The organism is Streptomyces sp. BE303 (assembly GCF_036290945.1).
In the GTDB taxonomy this organism is placed as follows: domain Bacteria; phylum Actinomycetota; class Actinomycetes; order Streptomycetales; family Streptomycetaceae; genus Kitasatospora.
Genome location: NZ_JAQYWZ010000895.1, coordinates 48,116 through 64,321, shown reverse-complemented (window position 1 = coordinate 64,321; position 16,206 = coordinate 48,116). Strand labels below are relative to the sequence as shown.

Below are 16,206 nucleotides of genomic sequence, written 5' to 3'. Positions count from 1 at the left end.
CTCCACACAGTGAGGAGATTTGTCATGAACGCCGTGTGTAGGTAATCACGAGCAATACGGTCAATTCCGTTGCCAGACCATTGCACAGACGTTTGGTCAAATCAAGGTCTATACCAATCAGGTCCAGACCTCCTACGCTGCCGACCCGTGGACTGGTCCGAGCGCGGCCGTCCGGGAACGAGGATGGCCGTGGCACCACTCACGCTGGCCGGGATCGAACGCGCAGCGCGCGAGCAACTCTCCCCAGAGATCTGGGACTTCATCGAGGGCGGCAGCGGTGCGGAGCGCACCCTGGCGGCCAACCGCGAAATGTTCGGACGCTACGCGTTCCGCCCGCGCACACTGGTCGACGTCTCCGACTGCTCGACCGCCGTCAAGTTGCTCGGCTCACCGCTCGGACTGCCGCTCGGAATTGCCCCGATGGCCTACCACCGCCTGGTCCATCCGGACGGCGAGACCGCGACCGCCAGGGCGGCCGGCCGGGCGGGGGCCCTGCTGGTCGCGGGCATCTTCGCCAGCAGTACCCTGGAGGAGATCGCCGCCGCCGCGACCGGTCCACTCTGGCTCCAGCTGTACTGGCTGCGCCGCCGGGACGCGCTGGCCTCCCTGGTCGAACGCGCCGAGGCGGCCGGTTTCACCGCCCTGATGCTCACCGTCGACGCCCCCCGGATCGGCCTCCGGCTGCGCGACCTGCGCAACGGCTTCGCCGTCCCGCCGGAGATCCGCGCGGTCAATCTCGACCCCGCCCTGATGGCCTCCACCCACCGCGCGACCGAAGGCAGTTCGGGCATCGCCGACCACGCCCGCGAGCAGTTCGACCCCACACTGACCTGGTCCGACCTGGCCTGGCTGCGCGAACGCACCCGGCTGCCGCTGGTCCTCAAGGGCGTCCTCACCGCCGAGGACGCCCGGCTCGCCGCCGAGCACGGCGTCGACGCCGTCGTGGTCTCCAACCACGGCGGCCGTCAACTGGACGGCGCACTGCCCGCGCTCGCCGCCCTCCCCGAGGTGGTCGACGCCCTCCCGCCGCACATCCCCGCCGTGCTCGACGGCGGCGTGCGCGGCGGCGCCGACATCGCCGTCGCCCTCGCCCTCGGCGCCCGCGCCGTCCTGGTCGGGCGTCCGGCGTTCTGGGGCCTGGCCACCGGCGGCGAGGACGGCGTCACCCGGGTCCTCGACCTGCTCCGCGACGAACTGGAGCACACCATGGCCCTGCTGGGCCGCCCCGGGCTCGCCGACCTGGACCGCACCGCCCTCGCCCCCTGGCCCACCGGCTGATCCCGTCGGCACCTGATCCCGCCGCGACGCCGCGACGCCGCGCCGCGGCGCACCCGGCGGCCCCCGGAGGCGTCGCGACGACGGCACCATCGGGCAGCCGGAAGGACCGGACGGCAGGGCCGTCCGGTACCCGGCGGAGGCACCATCGGGCAGCCGCCGGGCCCTTTTTGACACACCGCCCAGCACCAGACGAAAACGACGGAAAGACCGACACCATGAGCAGACAGAATGCCTTTCCCGGCTGGGACTGGGACGACCCGGACGGCCTGGAGGACCAGCTCGACCGGTTCAGCGCCGACGTCGCCACCTGCCGCACGCTCGAACCGGCCGCAGGCGGGCTCCCGTTCGACCACCGGGACTTCACCGACCTCGGCCTGACCGGCATCGAGTTCGCGGCCTTCCGCACCGCCCACCCGGGCGGACTCGGCACCGACCTCACCGCGCTGCGCAGCCCCGGGACCGGCACCGAACCCGGTACCCTCTACCGGGTCGACGGCGACCGCTGGTTCACCCAGCTCGACATCTCCAAGCCGCTGCCCTTCGCCGACGCCAGCGTCGACTGGGTCTACGCCGAGCACCTGATCGAGCACGTCACCATGCCGGTCGCGGTCGGCTGGCTGCGCGAGGCCCGGCGCGTCCTGCGCCCCGGCGGCGTCCTGCGGATCACCACCCCCGACCTGGCCCGCTACCTGGTCGGCTACGCCACCGACGACGGCTTCCTGGCCAAGCACCGCCGCCGCCTCACCACCCTCGGCTTCGGCCCGCCGATGCCGGCGCGCCCCGCCTTCCTGGTCAACCAGATCTTCCGCCACTACGGTCACCAGTGGATCTACGACCTCGACGAGCTGCGGCACGTCCTCACCCGGGCCGGGTTCGAGCCCGGGCAGATCCGCCCCTGCGCCTACCGCGAGGGCGCGCGGGCCGACGTCGCCGACCTCGACACCGCCTTCCGCACCGACGAGACCGTCTACGTCGAGGCCGACCGCTGAGACCCGACGCCAGACCCCCGGGACACCCGATGCCACTGCACCCCCAGGCCCAGGCGCTGCGCGACCGCCGCGCGAGCTCCGGCACGCCGCCGCTCTACACCCTCACCCTGGCCGAGGCCCGCGCCGCCGACCTCGCCGACATCCGCGCCGCCGCCGGCACCCCCGAACCGGTCTCCGCCGTCGAGGAGCACCGCATCCCCGGCCCCGGCGGCGAGCTCGCGCTCCGGCTCTACCGGCCCGCCCGCCCGGCGCCCGGCCGCCGCCTCCCCGTCCTGCTCTACCTGTTCGGCGGCGGCTGGACGCTCGGCTCGCCCGACACCAGCGACGCCATCTGCCGCGCCCTGACCAACGCGGTCGGCTGCGTCACGGCCTCGGTCGGCTACCGCCTCGCCCCCGAGCACCCGTTCCCCGCCGCCGTCCACGACAGCCGCGCCGCCGCCCGGTGGCTGGCGGAGCAGGCCGACACCCTCGGCATCGACCCGGACCGGCTCGCCGTCGGCGGCGACAGCGCCGGCGGCAACCTGGCCGCCGCGCTCACCCTGATCGCCCGTGACGAGGACGGCCCGGCGATCCGCCACCAGCTGCTCGTCTACCCCAACACCGACCAGCGCGCCGACACCGCCTCGCTGCGCGAGTACGACGACCCGGCGCTGTTCAACCGCCGGTCGGTCGCCTGGTACCGGGGCCACTACCTGGCCGGCCCGACCGACGGCGACCACCCGCACGCGTCCCCGCTGCGCGCCCCGAGCCTGGCGGGCCTGCCCCCCGCCACCGTCATCACCGCCGAGTACGACCCGCTGCGCGACGAGGGCGAGCAGTACGCCGAGGCCCTGCGGGCGGCCGGGGTCCCGGCCGAGACCCGCCGCTTCGACGGCGTCCCGCACGGCTTCTTCGCGATGACGGGCACCCTGGACGCCGCCGCCGAGGCGCAGGCGTACGCCGCCGCGCGGCTGCGCGAGGCCCTCCGGTGACCGCGCCGACGGCCCCGCAGACCGTGTCCCTGGACCTCGGCGACCTGCACGGTTCGCTCTCCGACCCGCTGCTGGACGCGATGACCTTCCTGAACGAGGTCACCACCCGCTACCCCGGCGCCGTCTCCTTCGCCCCCGGCCGCCCCTACGAGGGCTTCTTCGAGCCGGAGGACGTCACCGCCTACCTGGAGGCGTTCCTCGACCACCTGGCCGCGCGCGGACTGGGTCGGGACGCGATCCGCACCGTGCTCTTCCAGTACGGCCCGACCAAGGGCGTCATCGCCGACCTGGTGGCCCGCACCCTCGCCAACGACGAGGGCCTCGCCGTCCCGCCCGAGGCGCTGGTGCTGACCGTCGGCGCCCAGGAGGGCATGCTGCTGACGCTGCGTGCGCTCTGCGCGGGCCCGGACGACGTCGTGCTGGTCAGCTCGCCCTGCTACGTCGGGGTCACCGGCGCGGCGAGGCTGCTCGACCTGACCACCGTCCCGGTCCCGGAGGGTGCGGACGGCGGCCCCGACCCGGAGGCCGTCCGTGCCGCCGCCCGGGCCGTCCGGGCCGACGGCCGGCGCCCGCGCGCCCTGTACGTCGTCCCCGACTTCGCCAACCCCTCCGGCACCTCGATGCCCGTCGCGGCCCGGACCCGGCTGCTGGAGACGGCGGCGGACGAGGGGCTGCTGATCATCGAGGACAACCCGTACGGCTTCTTCGCCCGCGAGCCGGGCGAGCGGCCCACGCTCAAGGCCCTCGACCGCCACCGGCAGGTCGTCTACCTGGGCTCCTTCGCCAAGACCTGCTTCCCCGGCGCCCGGCTCGGCTACGTGGTCGCCGACCAGGAGGTGACCGGCCCGGACGGGCGGCGCACCCTGCTCGCCGACCAGCTGGCCAAGCTGAAGAGCATGACGACGGTCAACACGCCGGCGCTCAGCCAGGCCGTGATCGGCGGCATGCTGCTGACCCACGACTGCCGGCTCCGGGCCGCCAACGCCCCCGCCACGGCCCACTACGCGGCCGGCATGGCCACCCTGCTGGCCGAGCTGGACCGGCACTTCCCGGCGGCCGAGCGGGCCCGCCTGGGCCTGTCCTGGAACGTTCCGGAGGGCGGCTTCTTCGCCGTCCTGGAGGTGCCCTTCGCGGCGGACGACGCGGCGATGGAACGCTGTGCCCGGGACCACGGCGTGCTCTGGACGCCGATGGCGCCGTTCTACCCGGCAGGCGGGGGAGAGCGCCGCCTGCGGCTCTCGATCTCCTCGGTGACGGCCGGCCAGATCGAGGACGGCGTGGCCAAGCTGGCCGGGTTCGTCCGGGCTGAGGCCGGGCGGAGCGGAGCGCACGCGGACGGGCGGTAGCCCCGGACCGCAGAACGGCGGCGACGCCCCTGGGAGGGGGCGTCGCCGCCGTTCCGTGCTGCGGGGACGGGCCGGACCGTCAGGGGGTGCCGTGCGCCCGCGGATCGGCCGCCACGGCCTTCATCGGCGGCTTCGCGGCCACGGCCTTGACCGGCGGCTTCGCGGCCACGGCCTTCATCGGCGGCTTGGCCGCGACGGCCTTGACCGGCGGCTTGGCGGCCGTGACCTTGGCCGGGGGCTTCTTGCCCACGGCCTCGACGGAGGCGACGGGCTCGGCCGAGGCCGTGCCCGCGCCGAGCAGGCCGACCACGGGCAGCGCCGCGATCGCCCCGCCCGCGAGGGCCAGGCGCGTACGCCGCCGCCGCACGGGGGCGGCGTCCCGGCCGGCGACCGGGGTGTTCTCGGAGCGAGGGCTCATGGGGGGTTCCTCTCGTCGTGCGGGGGGCGGTCGGCTGCCCACGACGATAGGGCCGCCGTGGTCCCCGGACAACCGATCGCCGCTTCGTGCCCTGGAGGTGACGGAGCGGCAGGAGGAGTGACGGACGAAGGCCGGGGAGGCCGCGCGGGCGCACCCGCACGACCTCCCCGGCCCGCCTCCGCCCGACCGGGCGGAGGCTCAGCGCACCCGGGTCGAGAACAGCCGCGCCGACCAGTACACGGCGGCGGACGTCATCACCACGACGATCAGCAGGCCCTGCCAGACCACGCTGTCCCCGACGTGGCCCGAGAACAGCGCGCGCATGCCCTCCACGGCCCAGTAGAAGGGGTTCCACTTGGCCACGGACTGGAGCCAGATCGGTGCCAGCGCCAGCGGCAGCAGCACCCCGGAGAGCAGTGCGATCGGCTGTGCGAGGGTGTTCACCACCGGAGCCATCGCCTCGTCGGCCGGCAGCAGCAGGGCGATGCCGTACGAGAGCGCCGACGTCATCAGCGCCAGCAGGCCGAGCAGCAGGTAGGCGAGCAGCAGGTTCACCGGGCCCACCCGCAGCCCGAACGGCAGCGCGATCAGCGTGATGATCACCGCCTGGACGAGCAGCGCCACCGTCTCGCGCAGGGCCCGTCCGAGCAGCAGGGCCAGTCGGCTGACCGGCGTCACGCGGGCCCGCTCGATGATGCCGGCCCTCAGCTCGCCGAGCAGGCTGAAGCCCGTGTACAGGCCGCCGAAGATGCAGAGCACCGCCAGCAGGCCCGGCACGTAGATCTGGTAGGTCTGGGCGTAGGTGGTCGCGCCCATCGGTTCGAGGACCGTCTTGAGCAGCGGCGCGAACAGCAGCAGGTAGAAGATCGGCTGGATCACTCCGACGGCGATCCAGATCGGTGTCCGCCACATCAGCAGCAGCTGGCGCTGGAACACCAGCCAGGTGTCGCGGGCGAGCTTCATGGGAGCCCCTCCTCGGGGATCTGAGGTCAGGACTGCTCGATGGAGCGGCCGGTGCGGGCCAGGAACACGTCGTCCAGGCTGGGTCGTTGCAGCTGGACGGTGCCCGAGGCCACGCCGGCCGCGTCGAGTGCGCGCAGCAGCCGGGGGATGGCGGCCGCGCCGTCGTCCAGGTAGAGCCGCAGGCCGTCGTCGCCGCGCAGCTCCAGTCGGTGCAGGACCGGCAGGTCGGGCTCCTCCCGCAGGGCCTTGGCGGCCGACTCGGCCTCCCCGGCGCCCAGGCCGAGCAGGACGACATCGCCGGAGATCTCGCGCTTGAGGGTCTCGGGCGTGCCCTCGGCGACGACCTCGCCGTGGTCGACGATGGACACGCGGTCGCAGAGCGCGTCCGCCTCGTCGAGGTAGTGGGTGGTGACCACCACGGTCATGCCCTCGTCGCTCAGACGGCGGATCTCCGCCCACACGTGGCCGCGGCTGGCCGGGTCGAGGCCGACCGTGGGCTCGTCCAGGAAGAGCACCTTCGGGGAGTGGATGACGCCCAGTGCGATGTCGACCCGGCGCCGCTGGCCGCCCGAGTAGGTCCGGCACGGGCGGTCGGCGAACTCGGTGAGTTCGAAGGCATTGAGCGCCTCCTCGGCGCGGGACAGCGCCTCGGACTTGCCGCAGCCGTGCATGCGGGCCTGGAGCACCAGCTCCTCGCGTGCGGTGACGGAGTCGGTGGTGCCACCGCCCTGGGCGACGTAGCCGATCCGGCGGCGGACCTCGGCCGGGTCGGCGAACAGGTCGGCGCCGGCGATCCGGGCCTCGCCGCCGTCCGGCCGGATGAGCGTGGCGAGCATGCGGAGCGTGGTCGTCTTGCCGGCGCCGTTGGGGCCGAGGAAGCCGAAGATCTCACCCGCCGCCACGTCCAGACCGATGCCGCGAACGGCGTCGACAGAGGCCTGGCCACGTTTCTTGGAAGGGTAGGACTTGCGAAGTCCCTTGGTCTCGATCAACCAGAACTCCCGAGCGGGGATGGGTTGCCGGGGCGCCTGGGATGCGGCGCGCGGGACACCTGGGAAGTGGTGCTGCGGGCCACCCTAGGGTCTGCGGCACCCCGGAAACAATGGCCTAGACCAATGGATTGGCCTGAGGGGCACCGTCCGCGACCAGCGCCTCCACCCGGTCGGCCGCCACCGGGGCCCCGCCGCCGGCCCGCAGCGCCGCCCCGACCCGGGTCGCCGCCGCCCGGTACTCCGGGTCGTCCAGCACGGTTCGTAGCCGGACGGCCAGCTGATCGGGCGTCACCCGGGCGAACGGCACCCGCAGTCCGGCCCCGGAGGCCACCACCTGCGCCGCCACGAACGGCTGGTCGTGCCTGATCGGCGCCGTCACCAGCGGCAGTCCGTGGGCCAGCGCCTCGCCCACGGTGTTCATCCCGCCGTGGCAGAGCACCGCGTCCAGGGCGCCGCGGGCCATCAGCTCCAGGACCGGCGCCCGGTCGACCGCGACGGCGTGGGCCGGCAGCCCGGGCAGCAGGTCGAGCGGCGCCGCGAACACCGGCTGCACGTCCTCCCCGCAGAGCTCCACCGCCCGCACCGCCCGCGCCAGGAAGTCGGCGCCCAGCTCGCCGGCCAGCGTGCCCATGGTGACCAGGACCCGCCGGCGGCCCTCCACCAGCCGCTCCCAGGGGAACGCCGGATCGGCGGGCCGGTCCGCCAGCACCGGTCCGACCGGCGCGTACTCGGCGGGGAGCGGCTGCGGGCCGGTCAGTGCCGGGCCGGTGAACGCGAGCACGAGGTCCGGCGAGAACCGCGGGTCGACGTACTCCTCCTCGGGCAGCCCGGCCCGCCGCCACAGGCCCTGGAGCAGACCGGTCATCCACTCCTCGACCTGCGGCAACCCCCGGAAGGGTCGACCCAGTTCCATCGCCCCGGGCGCCAGGGTGGCCCAGGGCAGGCGGTGCCGGTGCGCCACCAGCGCCCCGGCCGGGGTGTGCTGGTCCACCAGCAGGGCGTCCGGCCGGAACTCGCGCACCGCCGCGTCCAGCGTCTTCGCGGTGAACCGCGCGTACGGGACGATGAAGCCCTCCCAGAGCGAGCGGACCGCGGCCAGCCCGTGCCCGCCCTGCGCCCGGAACGCCCGGGTGCCGGTGCCGAACACCCGGGCGTCCGGCCCGAGCAGCGGGCGCAGCACCGACTCGGTGCCGGTCCAGGCCACCTCGTGCCCGCGGGCGACCAGTTCACGGGCCAGGCCGACGGTCGGGTTGACGTGTCCGGTGAGGGGCGGCACGACCACCAGGAAGCGGCTCATCGGGCGTCCTCCGCGGGCAGCAGGCGCTCGACGTCGGCGACGGTCAGCGCCTCCAGGCCGGCCAGGTCGAGCCCGGACCGCAGCGCGCCGAGGTCGGCGGCCGGGCCGAACCGGGCGCGCAGCAGGCCGTCCAGCGCGCCGATCTCGGTCTCGTCCAGGAGCAGGTCGCCGTCCAGCCGGGCCTGCGGGGTGACCCGCGAGGCCCACGCGGGCGGCGCGTCGGCGGCCTCGACCAGCACCGCCACCAGCTCGGGGCGGACCGGCGGCGCGGCGGCCGGGTTCGCGGGGACGGGGATGTCAGGGTCGGTCATCTGTGGCTCCACCTGCTCGACGGCACGGGGGCGGGGGACGGCCGCACGGTACGGGGCGAATCCGTGGGCGGCGCGTTCGGGGAGTGTGCGGGATGTGTGCCGCAACCGCCCGAGATCACTTGTGCGGACCCGCCGGGCGTGGGAATACTAGCCCGCGTGACCGCACTGGAGGCAGTGGCCGTTCACCTCCCCCACCACACCGTGCCCATTGAGGCAGTGGGCGAGCGGATCGGCCTGACCCCACGTCAACTCAAACTCTTCCGCCGTTTCCACGGCCTGGACCAGCTGCGACTGGACCCGGACGGGAAGCTGCCCGACCTCCTCGGAGCCGCCGTCGACGCTCTCCCGGAGCTGCGCGGACGCGAACGGCACGTCCGTTTCGTGATCCATGCGCGCAGCATGCCGGTGGCCGTCCCGTACCCGCTGAACCCGCTGCACGACCTGCTCCACCGGTACGGCCTCGGCCACGCCCAGGCCTTCACCGTGACCCACCACGCCTGTGCGGTCGGCCTGCTGGCCGTCGACCTGGCCGGCCGCCTGCTCGCCGGGGATCCCGACCGGGAGGCGCTGGCCCTGGTGCTGACCGGGGAGAAGACCTTCACCAAGGACGCCCAGGTGGTGCCGGAGACCGGCATCTTCGCCGAGGGCGCGGCCGCCTGCCTGGTCAGCGCCCACGGCGAGCGCGACCGGGTGCTCTCCTACGCGGTGCGCCAGCGCCCCGAGTTCGACGGCCGGCTGGCCGAGGACCAGGATCTGCTCGCCCGCTACCAGCGGGAGTACCCCGCGGTGATGGTCGAGGCGATCGAGGCCGCCCTGGACCAGGCAGGTCTGGACCTCTCCGACCTGGTCGCGCTGCTTCCGCACAACGTCAACCAGGCATCCTGGCGGATGATCTGCCGCCGGATCGGCTTCCCGATCGGGAACGCGGTGCTGGACAACGTGCCCGCTGTCGGGCACAGTTTCGCTGCGGACGGCCTCATCAATCTGCACACCGCCGTCGGGCGGGGGATGCTCCGTCGCGGTGACCGCTACCTGCTGGCCGCCGCCGGCATCGGAGCGACGTTCTCCGCCATGGTCGTCGAGCACTGACGAGCCACCGGTCGAGCCCGATCGCCGGCTCCCGCGCCGGATTCCCTTCCGGATTCCGCGCCCACTCCCTGCCACTCCACGCACGACGGGACGGTCCCACCATGTCCGATCAAGTGGTCCAGACCACCGAAGCCGAGCTGCGCGACCGGGTCCTGCACAGCCTCGGCGAGCTGCTTCCGCGCGTCCTCAAGCGCGACCTCCCCGAGATCCCCGAGAACGCCTGCCTCTTCGACGACCTGGGCCTCACCTCGGCCGGCACCATCGAGCTCATCCTGGAGGTCGAGGAGGCGCTCGACATCCAGGTCGACGTCGAGCAGATCAGCGAGGACGACCTCCGCTCGTTGACCAAGCTCGCCCAGTACGTCGCCACGCACGTCATTCCCGAGGACTGACCGGATGGCCGCCGCATCCGCCCCGGGCCTCGGCCTGACCCGGGTGCTGGCGCGGTACACCGACGGCCGTTCCGAGCTCTCGCTCGACCCGGACCTGCGGGTGTTCGTCTCCGACCTGGTCCGCCCCTACGGCCTGCCGCTCCGCGAGGACCTGCTGACCGAGGGGGTCGGGCACGCGTACGAGGAGCTGGCCGCGGGCCTGCTCGCCGAGGCGCTCGGACCGGACGAACCGGCCGACCTGCTGATCCAGGCCTTCGACTCGCCGGACATCCGCCCCGGTGCGCCCACCTCGCTGGCGCTCAGCCGCTCCTGCGCCGGCACGCCGACCGCGCTGGCCCTGTGCGACCAGGGAACCGCCACCGCCTTCGGCGCGCTGCGCGCCGCCGTCGCGTACTGGCGGACCGGCATCGGCGGTCGCGCGGTCGTGGTGCTCGCCGAGCAGACCGCCCTGCACTACCTGCCGCCGGAACCGGTGGTCCTGCCTGAACGGCACTGCGCCGTGGTCCTGGTCTGCGAGACCGGGCCGGGCGAGAACCTGACGGTCCATCAGGAAAGCCTGATGGAGCCCGAGTCGGCGGCCAAGGAGGTGCGCCGACAGGCCGAGGCGCTGGGCGCCGACACGGCGGTCCTGCTCTCCGCCGGCCTGGACGTGCCCGACGTGGACGCGATCCGCACCCCCGCCGGGCAGCCGTTCACCGGCCTCTGGTCCGAACTCGCCGCCCGCCTGCCGGGCTGGCGGGACGAACGGCGGCCCGTGCTGCTCGCCGACCTCGACCGGCGGCTCGGTGTGCTCTCCACGCTGACCCTGCGGGCCGGGCCGTGACCGACGGCAGCGGCCCGGCCGGTGGTCGGGCCGGCCCCGACCCCGAATCCGACCCCGAGGGCGGCCGGACCGCGGACCTGATCGACGTGTGGCTGATCCCCACCGACCAGCCGGAGTCCGTGACCGAGGCCCTGTGGGGCGTGCTCGATCCGGACGAGCGTGCCCGCGCGGCGAGCCCCGACCCCGGGTTCGGCGGCCGGTTCACCGTCGTGCACGGCGCCGTCCGGCAGCTCCTCGGTGCGCGGCTCGGCTGCCGGCCCGCAGACCTCGTCCGACACCAAGGCCCGCACGGCAAACCGGAGTTGACCGCCGGGCCCGGGGCGTCGTCCGGGTCGGTCAGCCTCAACTACTCGGCCTCCGGGGCGCTCGCGGTGCTCGCGCTCGCCCGGGGGCGGGCGATCGGCGTCGACGTCGAGGAGGTCCGCGACACCCGGACCGCCACCCGTCTCGCCGGACGCTACTTCCCCGCCGGGGAGGCCGCCGCCGTCGCGGCGGACGCCCGGCCCGCCGAGCGGTTCACCGAGCTGTGGTGCCGCCGCGAGGCCTGCGTCAAGGCCTACGGCGGGCGGCTCGTCCAGGGCTTCGGCCTGCCCATGGCCGGCCCGGCGCCGCTGCTCCTCGCCGACCCGGGTGCACTCGGGCCGGGCCCGTGCCGGATCGACGACGTGCCCGTCCCCGGCCCGTTCCGTGCGGCGGTGGCCGCCGTCGGTGCCCGCCCGATCCGCGTCGCGGTCCGGGCCTGGTCGGCCGACATGCCGGCCCCGGCGCTGAACTGACGATCCGTCGGAACACTCCGGACCTCCGGTCCGGACCACTCGGTCGGGCCGCCGACGGCGCCCCGACCCGCACCGCCGCCGGGGCGCCCCCGGCAGACCCGGCGAGCCGAAGGGCACGTACGACGTGACAGAGACCAGCGGGCGGATCACGATCCGGTACAGCGGTGCGAGTTCGGGCTCCGGCCCGCTCACCCTCGGCCAGGACAACATGATCCGCTGCATCCGCCGCGACCGCCCCGAGCAGATCAACAAGGAGTCGGTCTGGCCGGTCCCCGACCGGACCACCCTGCCCGCCGCCCTCGACGCCCTGCGCGCCCTCCTGGAGCGGCACGAGTCGTTGCGCACCGGCTTCCCGCCCGGCCCCGGCGCGGACGGCTTCCCGGAGCTCCAGAACGTCCACGGCGACGGCGAGTTCACCGTCACCACCGTCCCCGCCGGCGCCCTCGGCGAAGCCGAACTCGACCAGCTGGCCGACGAGTTTGGTCGAGCCGACGTGGCCGTCCCGTTCGACCTGGCGGCGGCCCCCCGACTGCGGTTCACCCTCCTCACGGACGGCGACCAGCTGCGCAGGCTCGTCGTCGTGGCCTGCCACGCCGGGGTGGACGCCGCCGCGGTCACCCTGCTCATCGAGGACTGGACCGCCCTCGCCGCCGGCAAGGACCTCCCGCCGGTCACCTCCCGCACCCCGCTCCAGGTCGCCGAGCAGGAGCAGAGCTCCCAGGGCCGCCGCAAGACCCAGGCCGCGCTGCGGCACTGGGAGAACATCCTCGCCACCGGCCCGCAGGTCGTCTTCGCGACCGACGGCATCACCGGACCGCCGGACGGTCTCGCCACCCTCGTGGTGCGCTCCCGCAGCGCGGCCGCCGACCTCGACATCGTCGCCCGCCGCACCGGCGCGGGCCCCTCCGTCGTCCTGCTCGCCGTCATCGCGGCCCTGACCGCCCACCGTGCGGCCCGCACCGAGCTGGTCTTCGCCGCGCTCTCGGCCAACCGCCAGCGCTCGGCGATGGCCGACCACATCGGCACCCTCGCCCAGGACGCCCTGCTCGCCCTCGACACCGACGCCGCCGACCTCGACGAGCTGATCGGCCGCGTCAAGGTCGCCTCGTTCAACGGCTACTGGAACAGCACGCTCAACGCGGACAAGGTCTGGCAGCTCATCGAGGACGTCGCCGAGCGGCGCGGCGCCAGGTTCACCCGCCAGGTCGTCGTCAACGACCTCAGCCTCACCATCCCCGAGGCGATGTCCGAGGCCCGCCCGGCTCCCACCACCGACCCCGAGGTGACCTGGCTGCCCGACCAGCCGCTCCCGGTCCGCCTCATGGTCAACATCCTCCGGGCCACCGGCAGCCTGGAGTTCGCGCTCCTGGCCTGCCCCCAGGTCCTCGACCGGGAGGAGACCGAGCGGTTCGCGCGCGCCGTGCCCGCGGTCCTCGCCGCCGCCGTCGTAGGCCCGCTCCCGCTCGCCGAACTGGCCGCGCTGAGCGACCTGCGGCCCGCGACCCGGACCGGCGACTGGCACCGGGTCGGGGCCGACTGGATCCACCTCGACGCCGTCCGCACCCTGCTCGCCGACGCGTTGGGGCCCGACCCGCTGGTCGAGGTCTCCTGCGTCGAGGGCCGGCTGACCGCCCGGATCGCCACCACCGACCCCGCCCTCACCCCCGAGACCGCCCACCGCGCGGTGATCGCCGTCCTCCCCGGACGCGCGACGGCCGTGGCCCCGCAGCACTACGCCGTCCACCACCACGCCGGCGCCGTCCCCGCCGGCTGGGCCGCGCTCCCCGCCACCGCCGAGGGCCCCGGCCGCGCCTGAGCGTGCCGGTCTCCGCCCGGCGGCTCCCCGCTGCACCGGGGAGCCGCCGGGCGGAGACTGGGGGTGGATCCTGCCCCCGAGGCTGGGAGAGCCATGCTGCTCGGACTCACCACCGCCCTGGTCGCCACCGTCTGCTTCGGCTTCGGGTCGGTCTTCCAGGCGCGCGGCGCGCGGGAGGCGCCGAAGGCGGACCGGGTGCAGGTCGGACTGCTGGCCGCGCTGCTCCGCTCCTGGCAGTTCCTGCTCGGTACCGGTCTGGACGTCGCCGGCTTCGCGCTGAGCATCGTCGCGCTGCGCACGCTGCCGCTGTTCCTGGTCCAGGCGGTCACCAACGCCAGCCTCGCCGTCACCGGCCTGGCCGCCGCCCGCCTGCTCGGCGCCCGGCTGCGCCGGAGCGACCTGCTGGGCATCGCCGCCGTGGTGGCCGGCCTCACCCTGCTCGCGCTGGGCTCCGGGAGCGAGGGCCGCGACCACGCCCCGGCCGTGTTCCACTGGGCGCTGCTCGCCACGACGGCGCTGATGCTGCTGCTCACCCTCGTCCTCGCCCGCCGGAGCGGCAACGCCGCGGCGGCCGGTCTCGGCCTGCTCGCCGGGGTCGGCTTCGGCGTGACGAGTCTTGCGGTCCGGGTCCTCGACGTCTCCGGGCCGCTCACCGTGTTCACCGATCCGGCGGGGTACGCGCTGGCCGTCGGCGGTCTCGGCGGGTACCTCGCCTACGCGCTGGCGTTGCAGCGGGGCACGGTGACCGCCGCCACCGCCGCCGGCACGATCTCCGAGACCTTCGGCCCGGCGCTGGTCGGGGTGGCGGCCCTCGGTGACGCGGCCCGGCCCGGTTACGCCTGGTGCGCGCTGACCGGCTTCGCGGTCGCGGTCGGGGGCACCGTCGTGCTGTCCCGCTTCGGCGAGGTCGAGGCCGAGCTGGGACCGGCCCCGACCGGCGACGGCGCCCGGGCGGACCCCGCGCCGGGCCGTGCCCCCGCGCCGGGCCCGGTCGCCCGGACGGCTCCGTCGTGCGAAGGTGGCATGCCGGACAAAAAGGACGGCCAGGTGCGCTCAGAGCGGCAGGTGCCATGACGACGGACGAAGCCCCGCCACCCTCGCGGCGGAAACGGCCCCGCCCCGCCGACGACCCGCCGGTCGTCCTGATCACCGGAGCCTCCTCCGGTATCGGCGCGGCCACTGCCGGCCGCCTCGCCGCGGCCGGCTGGCGCCTGCTGCTCTCCGGCACCGACCGCTCCCGGCTGGACGCGGTCGCCGACCGCACCGGCGGGCTGCCGCTCCCCGAGGACCTCGCCAAGCCCGACGGCGCGCAGCGCCTCGCCGAGGCGGCCGTCGCCTCGGCCGGGCGGGTGGACGCCGTGATCGCGGGCGCGGGCCTGGGCTGGCGCGGTCCCTTCGCCCGGACCCCGGTCGACACCCTGGACCGGATGCTGGAGGTCAACCTGGCCGCCCCGCTGCGGCTGACCCGGCTCCTCCTGCCCGGCATGCTGGAGCGCGACCGGGGGCGGATCGTCCTGATCGGCTCGATGGCCGGCCAGGTCGGGGTCCGCGACGAGGCGGCGTACGCGGCGACCAAGGCCGGGCTGACCATGTTCGCCGAGAGCCTCTGGTACGAGCTCCGGGGCACCGGCGTCGGTGTCCGGCTGGTCCTCCCGGGCGCGGTGGACACCCCCTTCTTCGCCAAGCGCGGCACGCCGTACCAGCGCGAACGCCCCCGCCCGGTCAGCCCGGAGCGGGTGGCCGGCATCGTCGTCGACGCCGTCACCACCGCCCGCGACCGGGTCTTCGTGCCGCGCTGGCTGGGCTACCCGGCCCGGATCCACGGCGTCGCCCCGGGCGTGTTCCGGCGGATGGCGGCCCGGTTCGGTTAGGCGCCGGTGGGCCGGGGTCGGGCCCGGGGCCGGGGGAGCGGCACGAGCGGCCGGCCGGGTGGGCCCGGGGCCCGGGCGCTCGGCGGCGCCGCGCTGGTCGCCGCCGGTGCCGAACTCCTCCACCTCGCCCCGGCCGCCGTGCGGCTGCCGCCGGTCCGGCGCCTCGCGGCCCGGCGCACCGCCGGGTACGGCGACCCCCGGCACGTCGCGCTGACCTTCGACGACGGGCCCGACCCGCGCGGTACTCCGGAGATCCTCGACGCCCTCGACGCGCTGGGCCTGCGCGCCACCTTCTTCCTGCTGGGCACGATGCTGGAACGCGCGCCCGGACTCGGCCGCGAGCTGGTGACCCGTGGCCACGAGGTCGCCGTCCACGGGTGGTACCACCGGCGCCAGTGGTACCCGGACCCCGCCCGTGACCTGCGCGAACTGCGCCGCGTCACCGAGGCGGTCACCGATCTCTGCGGCGCCCGCCCGTCCTGGTACCGGCCGCCGTACGGCGTGCTGGCCGCCGGTCAGGCCCTCGCCGCCCACCGCCTGGGCCTGCGGACCGTGCTGTGGACCACCTGGGGCCGGGACTGGGTCGCCGGTGCCACCGGCGGCTCCGTCTACGGCACCGCCCGGGCGGGTCTCACCGGGGGTGCCACCCTCCTCCTGCACGACTCCGACTGCACCTCGGCCCCCGGTTCCTGGCGCGCGACGCTCGACGCGCTCCCCCTGATCGCCGACCACTGCCGCGACCGTGCGCTCCGGCTGGGCCCGCTCCGCGACCACGGCGTTCCGGCCCCCGGCCCCGGGGGGCGCCACCGTTCGACGGCGGCGCCCCCCGGGACTCCGTGGACTCCCCGGAGTCCCTGACGTTCCGGCGGTCGGC

At 75.2% G+C, this 16,206-nt stretch carries 17 protein-coding genes; 12 read left to right on the top strand and 5 right to left on the bottom strand.

Translation table 11 applies throughout. The annotated features are described in order from the left end of the window. The first annotated feature begins 183 nt into the window (after window positions 1-183). From PUR56_RS34545 to PUR56_RS34530, 4 genes are all read left to right on the top strand, one after another. Window positions 184-1,278: an alpha-hydroxy acid oxidase gene (locus tag PUR56_RS34545; RefSeq protein WP_443034609.1), complete on the top strand. Its 1,095-nt coding sequence runs from the start codon at window positions 184-186 to the stop codon at window positions 1,276-1,278. A gap of 215 nt (window positions 1,279-1,493) precedes the next feature. Further along, window positions 1,494-2,267: a methyltransferase domain-containing protein gene (locus tag PUR56_RS34540; RefSeq protein WP_329881230.1), complete on the top strand. Its 774-nt coding sequence runs from the start codon at window positions 1,494-1,496 to the stop codon at window positions 2,265-2,267. 29 nt (window positions 2,268-2,296) lie between these two features. Then, window positions 2,297-3,238, top strand: coding sequence for an alpha/beta hydrolase (locus PUR56_RS34535; protein ID WP_329951849.1), 942 nt, complete (start codon window positions 2,297-2,299; stop codon window positions 3,236-3,238). Next, window positions 3,235-4,584 (top strand): aminotransferase-like domain-containing protein, encoded by a 1,350-nt coding sequence (locus PUR56_RS34530; protein ID WP_329951848.1) that lies wholly within the window; start codon window positions 3,235-3,237, stop codon window positions 4,582-4,584. Before PUR56_RS34535 ends, PUR56_RS34530 begins: the two co-directional genes overlap by 4 nt. A gap of 79 nt (window positions 4,585-4,663) precedes the next feature. Here PUR56_RS34530 and PUR56_RS34525 read toward each other — a convergent pair whose 3' ends face one another. The 5 genes from PUR56_RS34525 to PUR56_RS34505 all read right to left on the bottom strand — a co-directional run bounded on the left by PUR56_RS34525 (window position 4,664) and on the right by PUR56_RS34505 (window position 8,565). Further along, on the bottom strand, window positions 4,664-5,002 hold the full coding sequence (locus PUR56_RS34525) for a hypothetical protein (RefSeq protein WP_329951847.1): 339 nt from the start codon (window positions 5,000-5,002) through the stop codon (window positions 4,664-4,666). Between the two features lie 198 nt (window positions 5,003-5,200). Next, window positions 5,201-5,965: an ABC transporter permease gene (locus PUR56_RS34520; protein WP_329951846.1), complete on the bottom strand. Its 765-nt coding sequence runs from the start codon at window positions 5,963-5,965 to the stop codon at window positions 5,201-5,203. Window positions 5,966-5,991: 26 nt separating this feature from the next. Continuing rightward, entirely contained in the window at window positions 5,992-6,957 is a 966-nt protein-coding gene (locus PUR56_RS34515) for an ATP-binding cassette domain-containing protein (RefSeq protein WP_329951845.1), read from the bottom strand. Window positions 6,958-7,072: 115 nt separating this feature from the next. Next, window positions 7,073-8,254 (bottom strand): glycosyltransferase, encoded by a 1,182-nt coding sequence (locus PUR56_RS34510; RefSeq protein WP_329951844.1) that lies wholly within the window; start codon window positions 8,252-8,254, stop codon window positions 7,073-7,075. Next, complete coding sequence (locus PUR56_RS34505; protein ID WP_329951843.1) at window positions 8,251-8,565, bottom strand: hypothetical protein; 315 nt, start codon at window positions 8,563-8,565, stop codon at window positions 8,251-8,253. Before PUR56_RS34505 ends, PUR56_RS34510 begins: the two co-directional genes overlap by 4 nt. A 156-nt stretch (window positions 8,566-8,721) precedes the next feature. On the opposite strand from PUR56_RS34505, the gene PUR56_RS34500 reads away from it, so the two are divergent. From PUR56_RS34500 to PUR56_RS34465, 8 genes are all read left to right on the top strand, one after another. Next, window positions 8,722-9,654, top strand: a complete 933-nt coding sequence (locus PUR56_RS34500) for a 3-oxoacyl-[acyl-carrier-protein] synthase III C-terminal domain-containing protein (protein WP_329881220.1) — start codon at window positions 8,722-8,724, stop codon at window positions 9,652-9,654. 101 nt (window positions 9,655-9,755) lie between these two features. Further along, a complete protein-coding gene (locus PUR56_RS34495; RefSeq protein ID WP_329881219.1) occupies window positions 9,756-10,046 on the top strand; it encodes an acyl carrier protein in 291 nt (96 codons plus the stop codon). Window positions 10,047-10,050: 4 nt separating this feature from the next. Next, window positions 10,051-10,869: a hypothetical protein gene (locus tag PUR56_RS34490; RefSeq protein WP_329951842.1), complete on the top strand. Its 819-nt coding sequence runs from the start codon at window positions 10,051-10,053 to the stop codon at window positions 10,867-10,869. Beyond that, on the top strand, window positions 10,866-11,645 hold the full coding sequence (locus PUR56_RS34485) for a 4'-phosphopantetheinyl transferase family protein (protein ID WP_329951841.1): 780 nt from the start codon (window positions 10,866-10,868) through the stop codon (window positions 11,643-11,645). The genes PUR56_RS34490 and PUR56_RS34485 overlap by 4 nt, the downstream gene beginning before the upstream one ends. A gap of 124 nt (window positions 11,646-11,769) precedes the next feature. Next, window positions 11,770-13,461 carry a condensation domain-containing protein gene (locus tag PUR56_RS34480; RefSeq protein ID WP_329951840.1) on the top strand — a complete coding sequence of 564 codons (1,692 nt, stop codon included), beginning with the start codon at window positions 11,770-11,772 and terminating at the stop codon, window positions 13,459-13,461. Window positions 13,462-13,554: 93 nt separating this feature from the next. Then, window positions 13,555-14,535 carry a DMT family transporter gene (locus PUR56_RS34475; protein WP_329951839.1) on the top strand — a complete coding sequence of 327 codons (981 nt, stop codon included), beginning with the start codon at window positions 13,555-13,557 and terminating at the stop codon, window positions 14,533-14,535. Next, the gene (locus tag PUR56_RS34470; RefSeq protein ID WP_329951838.1) at window positions 14,532-15,332 is read left to right on the top strand and encodes an SDR family NAD(P)-dependent oxidoreductase; all 801 of its coding nucleotides are present in this window, start codon (window positions 14,532-14,534) and stop codon (window positions 15,330-15,332) included. Before PUR56_RS34475 ends, PUR56_RS34470 begins: the two co-directional genes overlap by 4 nt. A gap of 6 nt (window positions 15,333-15,338) precedes the next feature. Further along, a complete protein-coding gene (locus PUR56_RS34465) occupies window positions 15,339-16,190 on the top strand; it encodes a polysaccharide deacetylase family protein (protein ID WP_329951837.1) in 852 nt (283 codons plus the stop codon). Window positions 16,191-16,206 lie beyond the last annotated feature (16 nt).